The following is a 9,069-nucleotide window of genomic DNA, read 5'->3' as shown; positions in this document are numbered from 1 at the left end:
TACAAATCTAGGGCCACCTCAGAGAGGGGTCGGTGGGGTCAGACTGCTGCGTTTTGTGTTAATGTTGGTATGCTTAAGGCGTTGATTGGTTTGTTAGGATATTGCGTGCCTCTTTCTCGGTTGACTCAGGCCACCAAGCGCGTACAAGGCGGTTCAACCGAATTTCTGGACGCTCTATCCTTGCGCGTCCATCCAGAGGAGAAGTGAGATGGCGAAGCCAACCACAATTAAAATCCGCCTGAACTCGTCCGCTGGCACGGGCCACTTTTATGTGACCAAAAAGAATGCCCGCACCATGACTGAGAAGATGGTCGTGCGCAAATATGACCCAGTTGCGCGCAAACACGTTGAATACAAAGAAGGCAAGATCAAGTAAGATCGCGCTCTTTATTTATGATACAGAAAGCCGCGCCTTTGAGCGCGGTTTTTTGTTGTCTAAGTGGTGCTCTGGTGGCGGGGCGGCTAAATGAGGTTCTAGTTTTAATGGCTTTTTGCTTGCTGGACTCAGGCAGCATCTTTACCCTACCCACTACATATTGGGGGTGTTTGATGTGAATAAGCTATTGATACTGTCTGTTCTGGCGCTGGGGGCTTGTTCCGGGTCGCGTGGCGTACACGGAGATTGGTCAGAAGGGGCCCATTTTGGCCCGAGTTCACGAGTTGAGTTTATGGCGCGCAGTGCGCGCGGCGAGCCGGGAGTGTTTCCTGCACCAAGTGGCTATTCGGTTTTCAGCGATAAACAGCGCGCCGCAGCGGGGGCATCCGCCAGCGACGGGGTGATCCGTCAAGGGACGGCGTCTTCGCGGACGGGTGAGTTCAGCACGGTGAGCTTCACAGGGCAGTCCGGGGGCTCTAGCGCGCATCGGGCGAATGCTCTGCTTGCTGTCAAGGAAGCTGGCGGTGGCACTGCGGTGAACATTGCGGGGCAGGCCCTTAGGGTGTCTCACGTTGACGTCGGGGCGGCGTCTTATGCTGTGTTTAAAGGCCGGACGGGTGCGCTTGGAGGCGGCGGGCTCAACGCCGCTATGGAGGCGGCACTGCCGCAGATCACCGGATGCTCGAAAGCGGCAGGGCCGTTTGCTATTGGGTCCGGTGGGTCGAGAACTCAATTGGTTTATGCGTTAACCTGTAGCTGATTAGAGGTTACAGTCATAAAAAAAGGGCCAGCGTGATGCTGGCCCTTTTTATTTGTCTAAGGTGGGGCGGCTTAATCGCGTCCACCCATGAATTGCAGCAAGAACATGAACATGTTCAGGAAATTCAGATACAAGCTCAGCGCGCCCATGATGGCGGATTTTGCCAACCATTCGCTTTCGCCGTGGTGCGACATCTGGATGTATTCATTCTTTAGGCGCTGCGTGTCGTAGGCTGTGAGGCCCGCAAAGATCAGCACGCCGATAGTGGAGATCGCAAATTGCAACGCGCCCGAGCCGAGGAAAATGTTGACGATAGAGGCCAAGATCAGTCCAAACACGCCCATGATCAGGAAAGAGCCCCATGCAGAGATGTCTTTCTTGGTGGTGTAGCCCCACAAGCTAAGGCTTGCGAAGGAAATGGCCGTAACCAAGAAGGTTTGCGCGATAGAGATGCCAGTGTAGATCGCAAAGATATAGCTGATCGACAGGCCAATCAGAGCCGCGAAGGCCCAAAAGATAAGCTGTGCGGCGCCTGCGGACAGACGGTTAATCATAGCGCCAAAGGCGAAGACCATCACCAGCGGCGCAAACATCACAACATAGCGCAACGGCGTGCCGAAAATGGCGGCCAGCATGGCCTCATTGGTGCCTACAACATAGGCCACGACCCCGGTGATCGCCATTGCGATCGACATCAGGCCGTAGATTTTGCTCATATGGGCTTTGAGGCCCGCGTCAACGGCAGCCGAGCGGCTACCAACACCGACAGACCCCATAGTCTCATAATCAGCCATGAAAACACTCCCTTTCAGGTGAAATAATATAACCCCAAGGACATCTTGGGGTCGTTCAGGTTTAAAAATGGGGTACATTGGCTTGGTTTTCAAGCTATTCCGTCGTGTATAGCGCAGATTTTCGAGGTGTTTTGACTAAACTGGCACGGCAGTGGAGTCCTTGATGTTCTCCATCACGAAGCTGGCCGAGATATCGCGCACTGCAACCATGGATATCAGCCGTTTATAAAACCGGTCATAATCCGCCACATCGGCGACTTGAACACGCAAAACATAGTCCAGATCGCCGCTCATCCTGTGCGCGCCGGTGATCTCGGGCAGGGTTTTGACCGCGTGATCAAAGGCTTTGAGCCAATTGGGGCTGTGATCGGCGGCGCGCATCAGCACAAAGACCAGCTGGCCAAGGCCAAGCTTGGCAGGGTCCACCAGCGCCACGCGGGCGCGCAGCACGCCGCTTTCTTCCAGCCGCTTTATGCGTCGCCAACAGGCGTTGCGTGACAGGTGCACGGCCTCAGCCAACGCATCGACGCTAAGGGTGGCGTCTTGTTGCAAAAGGCGCAAAAGCGCACGGTCTGTTTCATCTATTCCAGTACTCATATGTGGGACATTATCCCATTCAGTGGCAATATATAAGGTATTTATGAGATGATTTTACCAGCGCTCTGTGGGAATCTCTCTGAATTGCAGCAAGGAGAGTAAACCATGTCCGATAGTCCCGATACATCTGAAAAGCTGGGCTTCTTTGCCGCGATGCGTGCGCACCCGGCCTCGGTCGGGGAAACTTACTTCGGCCACATGCGCTTTGCGCTGCGCTTCTCGGGGTTGTTGTTTGCCGCGGGTGGGGCCGCCTTGGTTCATGCCGTGCTGCCCGCCTTGTTCGAGACCACGGCCAGCCGCCTCATTGCGCGCATGTCTGCCATGGTTGAGACGCGCCACTGATATGTGTCGTCTCGCTGCCTGGATCGGTGACCCTGTTCCGCTGGAGCAAATCATCATTTCGCCTGCGCATTCTTTACTGACCCAAAGCCAAGACGCCACCGAGGCGAAGCTGGCGGTGAATGGCGACGGGTTCGGGATTTCTTGGTATCAAAAGGGCGAGCCACAGCCGGGCCTGTACCGTGACGTTTTGCCTGCTTGGTCGGATGGCAACCTGCCAAGCCTGTGCCGAATGATCCACGCGCCGGTGTTCTTGGCCCATGTGCGCGCCTCGACCGGGGCCGAGACCTCGCGGCTCAATTGTCACCCGTTTGCTCACGGGCGCTGGTCCTTTATGCACAATGGTCAAATCGGGGGGTACACGCGGATACGTCGCCGCTTGGAGGCCAGCTTGTCAGATGCGATGTATGATCTGCGTCGTGGCAGCACAGATTCAGAGCTGCTGTTCTTGATGTTGCTGGATGAGGGGCTGGATACGGACCCGCAGGGTGCGATGTCGCGTGTGTTGGAGCGCCTTAGCGCCGAGCGGTTGCCAAGTGACAAGCCCGACCGGATCACCTGCGTTTTCTCTGATGGGATAAAAATGTTTGCGCTGCGTTATGCCAGTGATGCCCATGCGCCGACGCTGTATCATCGCACAGACAGTCGCGGCACAATTGTTGCGTCAGAGCCGCTTGATGCGTCGGGGTATGGGTGGAAACCGTTTGACCTCAATACCTTGACTATTGTTAGAAAACGCGGCGCACAGAGTGAAGGCCTGCGCGCCTGCGCCTAAAGGTTTCGGCGTCACGGCTTATTTCCAGTGCAACGGTGCGTCCCAGACGGGGCGCTTCGCCTCGGTGTTGGCCTCGTGACGGCTCAAACCCAGATCCGCAAGGCGGGTGTCGTCAAGCGACGCCAAGGCCCGGCGTTGGCGGTACAGCGCAACATAATTCATAAAGCCGATGCTACGGTGAGCGGGGCGGGAGTGTGCGACGGAAGATGTGCAATCGGTCATTGGTTTATCCTTCATGGTTTGTGATGATAATTCACTTTTTGATCATTTATGTTGATATGTATGTCATGGTGTGCTTCATATGAAAAATGAATGCTTTTGACGAAACACATCACAGGAATTGATATGGCCCGAAATTTGGACATCACATCGCTTCGCTCTTTTGTGGCGGTTGCGGACAGTGGCGGCGTCACGAAGGCCGCAGGTTTTTTGCATCTGACACAATCTGCGGTGTCGATGCAGCTCAAGCGCTTGGAGGAGTCGTTAGATGTGTCTTTACTGGACCGCTCTAACCGCTCAGTTTCCCTGACCGCCGAGGGCGAGCAATTGCTCAGCTATGCGCGCCGGATGTTGACACTGAATGATGAGATATACACACGCCTGACGGCGAAAGAATATGAGGGAGAGGTCGTCCTCGGCGTGCCGCATGACATTATCTACCCTTATATCCCGCCGATCCTGCGCCGCTTTGCCGCTGACTTCCCGCGTGTGCAAATGCGGCTGGTCTCTGCCCCGACACGGCAGTTGCGCGAGATGTTCGGGCGCGGTGAATGCGATGCGATCTTGACCACCGAAGAACACCCCGGTCCCGGGGGTGAAACTTTGGTCACGCTTCCTTTGATTTGGATCGGGGCAATTGGTGGCACGGCTTGGAAAAACCGCCCCCTGCCTGTGGCCTTTTGTAAAAACTGCATCTTTCGCTCCGGCGTGTTGAAGAAGCTTGATGAGGCGGAGCTTGATTGGGACATGGTCGTTAATTCTGATTTTGACAATGCGGTGGAGGCCGTGGTTAGCGCCGATCTGGCAATCCACGCGGCGATCAAAGGCGTCTACCCGCGCCAAACCGGCCCGATAGAGCATGACGGGGTTTTACCTAGCCCCGGCCAGTCGCGCATTGTGTTGTATCTACAGGCGTCTGAAGGTCCGATCATGAGGGCTCTGCGTGACATGATCCACGATGCCTATTTGTCTGAATGGGCCCCGAAGGAGCCTGTCGCGCTTACAGCGTGATCACCACTTTGCCGGTGGAGCGGCGTGTGCGGAGCAATTCCAGCCCCTCGCTCGCCTGTGCCAGCGGCAATTCATGGCTAATGTGGGGGTGGAGTTTACCCTCGGAATACCACTTCGAGAGCTGCGTTAGGCTGTCAGTTAACACCTGCGGTTTAAACTTCAGGTAGCCGCCCCAATAAAAGCCGATCACGTTGATATTTTTGACCAGTAGGTGATTGGCGGCGATTTTCGGCACCGTGCCAGAGGCAAAGCCAATGGTCAGCAGGCGCGCCTCTGGCTTGCAGGCACGCAGGGCGGCAGTGAACAAGTCGCCCCCCACCGGATCATAAACCACATCTGCACCGCCCAAAGATTTCACCACCTCGCGCAAATCATCCGTGTCTGTGTCGATCAAATAATCCGCGCCGGCCCTTTGGCAAACGTCGAGCTTGGCCTGCCCGCGGGCCGCGGCGATGACCGTCGCCCCCATCAACTTGCCCAATTCCACTGCCGTCAGCCCTACACCGCCTGCCGCCCCAAGGACCAGCAAGGTGTCGCCTGGTTTTAGTTGCGCGCGGTAGTCCAGCGCGACATGAGAGGTCGAATAAGCCACCTGAAAGGCCGCTGCCGTCGGGAAATCCATGTCGTCAGGCAGGGCCACACATAGCGACGCCGGGAAGGTGCCGTATTCAGCCAAGCCGCCGTGCCCGCCAAACACTGCGACCCGCGACCCGATTTCGGGCTGGGTCACGCCATCTCCTTGTGCCACAACCGTCCCTGCGACCTCCATACCAAGGGTGAAGGGCACGCTTGGGCGCTCCTGATAGGTGCCTTTGACCATCAACAGGTCGGCAAAATTTAATCCGCAGGCTTCAATCTTTATCAGCACGTTGCCCGCAAGGGGCTCGGGCTGCGGGGCCTCTTGCAAAACGGGTGGGCTGTTATAGTCGACGACCTGAAATGCGCGCATTTGTGGCTCCTTAAGCGATGCTGCAAATTCTATCCAAGAGGTATGCCAGAGGCCATTGCAAACTGAAAGATGTAGAAAATTTGGAGTATTAATGAATTATTTGCTTTCTCACCTTCACAGTAATGAGATCAAATAAGGAGAACTCTGTCGTGGCACATGCCGTTGATATTCACGTAGGAAAACGCCTGCGGCACAGGCGGTGGATGGTCGGGATGACCCAAGGTGAATTGGCAGAGGCACTTGGCGTGCGGTTTCAACAGGTTCAGAAGTACGAGGCCGGATCAAACCGGGTGTCTGCCTCGCGGTTGTGGGATATGGCGCAAGCTTTGGAAGTTCCGGTCGCGTACTTTTTCCATGGCCTAGAGAGTGCCGCTGAAAAGAAATTTGATGAGTTGTTGGAAACCGAAACCCTGATCCAGTTTTATCGCACGATGCCAGAGGTGGAGCGTCGCCGCTTGCGTCAGTTGGCCGAAAGCTATCAAGAAAGCGTTGCCGTGACATCGTAATCGGTGCTTGATCCCATTGCCCACCCACGCGACAAAGATGGTAAGGCAAAACATGGGGCGCGGGAATGGACGACACTCTGAAAAAAGACTTGGTGCGGCTGGCTCACCGCTTGGCAGAGGCCGCGCGCGGCGAAACCCTGCCATACTTCCGGGGTGCAAACCTCGAGACGGCCAATAAGCTGGATGGCGGCTTTGATCCGGTCACTGTGGCGGACCGCGCCGCTGAGAAAGCAATGCGTGATCTGATCGAGGCCGAGCGCCCTGAGGACGGCATTTTGGGCGAGGAACTGGGCAATAAAGCCAGCAAATCCGGCCTGACTTGGGTGCTGGATCCGATTGATGGCACGCGCGGCTATATCTCTGGCACGCCAACATGGGGGACGCTGATTGCGCTGCATGACGGTACGCGCGTGATTATGGGCATGATTGATCAGCCCTATATCGGCGAGCGGTTTCTGGGCGGTTTCGGGCGTGCAGATTTCACCGGGCCGCATGGGTCAGGGACGCTTAAAACTTCGGGCGTGACCGAATTGGCGAAAGCTACAATTTTCACGACATTTCCCGAAGTGGGCAGTGAAGTGGAAGGGCGCGCGTTTCACGATTTAGCCCAGCAATGCCAACTGACGCGCTACGGCATGGATTGCTACGCTTATGCGTTGCTGGCGCTGGGACAGGTAGATTTGGTGGTTGAGGCAAGTCTAGCCGCCTATGATATTCAAGGCCCCATCGGCGTGATCGAGGCCGCAGGTGGGATCGTCACCAATTGGCAAGGCGGGCCAGCCGATCAGGGCGGCACAGCATTGGCGGCGGCGACGCCCGAATTGCATGCCGCGGCGCTGAAAGTTCTGTCCAGATATGTCTGAGCTACTGATCAAAAACGCCCATACGATTTTGACTATGGATGATACACGCCGCGAGCTTGCGGGCGCTGATGTGGTGATACGCGACGGGGTGATTGCGCAGATCGGGCATGGGCTAAGCTGTGTTGGCGAAAGCATTGATGCAAAGGGCTGTGTGGTGACGCCGGGCTTGGTAAACACGCATCACCACCTGTATCAAAGCCTGACCCGCGCGGTGCCGGGCGGCCAAGATGCGCTGTTATTTGGCTGGCTCAAGACGCTTTATCCGATTTGGGCGCGCTTTGGTCCTGAAGAGATGTTCACCTCGGCGCAGGTGGGGCTGGCTGAATTGGCTTTGTCGGGCTGCACGATGACCTCGGATCATTTGTACCTGTTCCCCAATGGCTCCACGTTGGATGACACTATTCATGCCGCTGCGGAGGTGGGTCTGCGGTTCCACCCAACGCGCGGCGCGATGAGCATTGGCGAGAGCGATGGTGGCCTGCCGCCTGACGCATTGGTCGAGCGAGAAAATGCCATTTTGCAAGATAGCATTCGCGTGGTGGATCGGTTCCATGATGCCAGCCCGGGCGCGATGGTGCGGGTGGGTTTGGCGCCGTGCTCGCCCTTTTCCGTAAGTCGCGAGTTGATGCGCGATGCGGCGCTGCTGGCGCGCGATAAGGGCGTGATGTTGCACACGCATCTGGCAGAAAATGACGAAGATATCGCCTATAGCCTAGAGAAATTTGGCTGCCGTCCGGGACAATACGCACAAGAATTGGGCTGGGTTGGCGAAGACGTTTGGCACGCGCATTGCGTCAAGCTGGATGGCGAAGAAATTGATTTATTTGCCCGCACCAAAACGGGCGTGGCGCATTGCCCCTGCTCAAATTGCCGCCTTGGATCAGGGATAGCACCGGTGCGTGCGATGCGTGATGCGGGCGTGCCTGTGGGCTTGGGGGTGGATGGATCTGCCTCTAATGATGCGGGAAATTTGATCGGCGAGGCGCGCCAATTGATGTTGTTGCAACGTGTTGCGCGCGGTGCCGATGCGATGTCAGCACGCGAGGCATTGGAAATAGCTACGCGCGGCGGCGCGCAAGTGTTAGGGCGCGGCAATGAGTGCGGCCAAATCCGCGAAGGCTATCGCGCGGATATCGCCATTTGGGATGTCAGTGGCATCGAGAGTGCGGGGTCATGGGACCCGGCCGCGCTGCTTTTGGCAGGGCCAACGCGGGTGCGCGATTTGATAGTTGAGGGGCGCGAAGTGATCCGCGACGGCCAGTTTGCGACGTTTGATCTTGGTGCTACGATTGCCAAACAAAACCGACTTGCTTTGAAATTGGCTGAGCAGCTTTAAGGAGGAGATGGGCCATGATGATCCGCTCGATCTTTGCCATAACAATGATATGTGGGCTGGTTTCGGGCTGCGTGCCTGACGCGCCCTCAGCGGTTGCGATACCTTCTGTGCAGTCCGATTTACCCCCCGTGGCGACGCCAGTTGTGGCGCATGCATCTGCGGCCTCGCGCGCGGATATCGGGGCGCTGTTGAATGCTAAGCGCGCAGAGCATGGGTTGCCTGCGCTAAGTGAAAACCCAAAACTGAGCGCTGCGGCGCGCGCACATGCGTTGGATATGGCGCGGGTTGGCTTCTTTAGCCATGGCGGATCGAACGGCTCGAAACCCTCAACTCGGGTTCGCGCGCAGGGCTATCAATTTTGCTATGTGGCCGAGAATATTGCGCAAGGGTGGCACGATGCGTCAACCGTGATGCAGGGCTGGATGGACAGCCCCGGGCACCGGGTTAACAACTTATCGAAAGAGCCACGCGAATACGGCGCAGCGCGCGCTGATGGGGATTACTGGGTGCTGGTATTTGGGCGTGATGGCTGCGGTTGAGTGCC

General features: G+C 56.8%; 13 protein-coding genes. 9 read left to right on the top strand and 4 right to left on the bottom strand.

The genetic code is table 11. The features are described 5' to 3' along the window. The first annotated feature begins 208 nt into the window (after nt 1-208). On the top strand, nt 209-376 hold the full coding sequence (gene rpmG / locus AC3Y7R_RS07535) for a 50S ribosomal protein L33 (protein ID WP_011454349.1): 168 nt from the start codon (nt 209-211) through the stop codon (nt 374-376). A 175-nt stretch (nt 377-551) separates the two neighbouring features. Then, nucleotides 552-1,136 carry a hypothetical protein gene (locus AC3Y7R_RS07530; RefSeq protein ID WP_490041406.1) on the top strand — a complete coding sequence of 195 codons (585 nt, stop codon included), beginning with the start codon at nt 552-554 and terminating at the stop codon, nt 1,134-1,136. Between the two features lie 71 nt (nt 1,137-1,207). Here the strand turns inward: AC3Y7R_RS07530 and AC3Y7R_RS07525 are convergent, their stop codons facing one another. Beyond that, the gene (locus AC3Y7R_RS07525) at nt 1,208-1,930 is read right to left on the bottom strand and encodes a Bax inhibitor-1/YccA family protein (protein WP_490041405.1); all 723 of its coding nucleotides are present in this window, start codon (nt 1,928-1,930) and stop codon (nt 1,208-1,210) included. Nucleotides 1,931-2,065: 135 nt separating this feature from the next. Continuing rightward, entirely contained in the window at nt 2,066-2,527 is a 462-nt protein-coding gene (locus tag AC3Y7R_RS07520; RefSeq protein WP_490041404.1) for an Lrp/AsnC family transcriptional regulator, read from the bottom strand. Between the two features lie 105 nt (nt 2,528-2,632). Here AC3Y7R_RS07520 and AC3Y7R_RS07515 point away from each other — a divergent pair, with 105 nt between their 5' ends. Continuing rightward, a complete protein-coding gene (locus AC3Y7R_RS07515; protein WP_490041403.1) occupies nt 2,633-2,869 on the top strand; it encodes a DUF6356 family protein in 237 nt (78 codons plus the stop codon). Beyond that, the gene (locus AC3Y7R_RS07510; protein ID WP_490041402.1) at nt 2,853-3,641 is read left to right on the top strand and encodes a class II glutamine amidotransferase; all 789 of its coding nucleotides are present in this window, start codon (nt 2,853-2,855) and stop codon (nt 3,639-3,641) included. Before AC3Y7R_RS07515 ends, AC3Y7R_RS07510 begins: the two co-directional genes overlap by 17 nt. Before the next feature lie 18 nt (nt 3,642-3,659). On the opposite strand, the gene AC3Y7R_RS07505 is transcribed toward AC3Y7R_RS07510, so the two are convergent. Beyond that, entirely contained in the window at nt 3,660-3,863 is a 204-nt protein-coding gene (locus tag AC3Y7R_RS07505) for a DUF1127 domain-containing protein (RefSeq protein WP_490041401.1), read from the bottom strand. Nucleotides 3,864-3,986: 123 nt separating this feature from the next. On the opposite strand from AC3Y7R_RS07505, the gene AC3Y7R_RS07500 reads away from it, so the two are divergent. Beyond that, complete coding sequence (locus AC3Y7R_RS07500) at nt 3,987-4,871, top strand: LysR family transcriptional regulator (RefSeq protein WP_490041418.1); 885 nt, start codon at nt 3,987-3,989, stop codon at nt 4,869-4,871. On the opposite strand, the gene AC3Y7R_RS07495 is transcribed toward AC3Y7R_RS07500, so the two are convergent. Further along, entirely contained in the window at nt 4,861-5,820 is a 960-nt protein-coding gene (locus tag AC3Y7R_RS07495) for an NADPH:quinone oxidoreductase family protein (protein ID WP_490041400.1), read from the bottom strand. The two genes, AC3Y7R_RS07500 and AC3Y7R_RS07495, sit on opposite strands and share 11 nt — an antisense overlap. Before the next feature lie 149 nt (nt 5,821-5,969). Here AC3Y7R_RS07495 and AC3Y7R_RS07490 point away from each other — a divergent pair, with 149 nt between their 5' ends. The 4 genes from AC3Y7R_RS07490 (at nt 5,970) to AC3Y7R_RS07475 (ending at nt 9,064) form a co-directional block, all read left to right on the top strand. Continuing rightward, nucleotides 5,970-6,326, top strand: a complete 357-nt coding sequence (locus tag AC3Y7R_RS07490) for a helix-turn-helix domain-containing protein (RefSeq protein ID WP_490041399.1) — start codon at nt 5,970-5,972, stop codon at nt 6,324-6,326. A 65-nt stretch (nt 6,327-6,391) separates the two neighbouring features. Continuing rightward, a complete protein-coding gene (hisN, locus tag AC3Y7R_RS07485; protein WP_490041398.1) occupies nt 6,392-7,189 on the top strand; it encodes a histidinol-phosphatase in 798 nt (265 codons plus the stop codon). Beyond that, entirely contained in the window at nt 7,182-8,525 is a 1,344-nt protein-coding gene (locus AC3Y7R_RS07480) for an 8-oxoguanine deaminase (protein WP_490041397.1), read from the top strand. The genes hisN and AC3Y7R_RS07480 overlap by 8 nt, the downstream gene beginning before the upstream one ends. Before the next feature lie 14 nt (nt 8,526-8,539). After that, complete coding sequence (locus tag AC3Y7R_RS07475) at nt 8,540-9,064, top strand: CAP domain-containing protein (protein ID WP_490041396.1); 525 nt, start codon at nt 8,540-8,542, stop codon at nt 9,062-9,064. Nucleotides 9,065-9,069: the final 5 nt, after the last annotated feature.

Source organism: Litoreibacter sp. (assembly GCF_058136045.1).
This window is presented reverse-complemented; position numbering and strand designations above follow the sequence as displayed.

What these genes read in the sequence shown, in the direction of transcription:
- rpmG (WP_011454349.1), top strand. Translation starts at nt 209, where the DNA reads ATGGCGAAGCCAACCACAATTAAAATCCGCCTGAACTCGTCCGCTGGC.
- AC3Y7R_RS07525 (WP_490041405.1), bottom strand. Translation starts at nt 1,930, where the DNA reads ATGGCTGATTATGAGACTATGGGGTCTGTCGGTGTTGGTAGCCGCTCG.
- AC3Y7R_RS07520 (WP_490041404.1), bottom strand. Translation starts at nt 2,527, where the DNA reads ATGAGTACTGGAATAGATGAAACAGACCGTGCGCTTTTGCGCCTTTTG.
- AC3Y7R_RS07515 (WP_490041403.1), top strand. Translation starts at nt 2,633, where the DNA reads ATGTCCGATAGTCCCGATACATCTGAAAAGCTGGGCTTCTTTGCCGCG.
- AC3Y7R_RS07505 (WP_490041401.1), bottom strand. Translation starts at nt 3,863, where the DNA reads ATGACCGATTGCACATCTTCCGTCGCACACTCCCGCCCCGCTCACCGT.
- AC3Y7R_RS07500 (WP_490041418.1), top strand. Translation starts at nt 3,987, where the DNA reads ATGGCCCGAAATTTGGACATCACATCGCTTCGCTCTTTTGTGGCGGTT.
- AC3Y7R_RS07495 (WP_490041400.1), bottom strand. Translation starts at nt 5,820, where the DNA reads ATGCGCGCATTTCAGGTCGTCGACTATAACAGCCCACCCGTTTTGCAA.
- hisN (WP_490041398.1), top strand. Translation starts at nt 6,392, where the DNA reads ATGGACGACACTCTGAAAAAAGACTTGGTGCGGCTGGCTCACCGCTTG.
- AC3Y7R_RS07480 (WP_490041397.1), top strand. Translation starts at nt 7,182, where the DNA reads ATGTCTGAGCTACTGATCAAAAACGCCCATACGATTTTGACTATGGAT.
- AC3Y7R_RS07475 (WP_490041396.1), top strand. Translation starts at nt 8,540, where the DNA reads ATGATGATCCGCTCGATCTTTGCCATAACAATGATATGTGGGCTGGTT.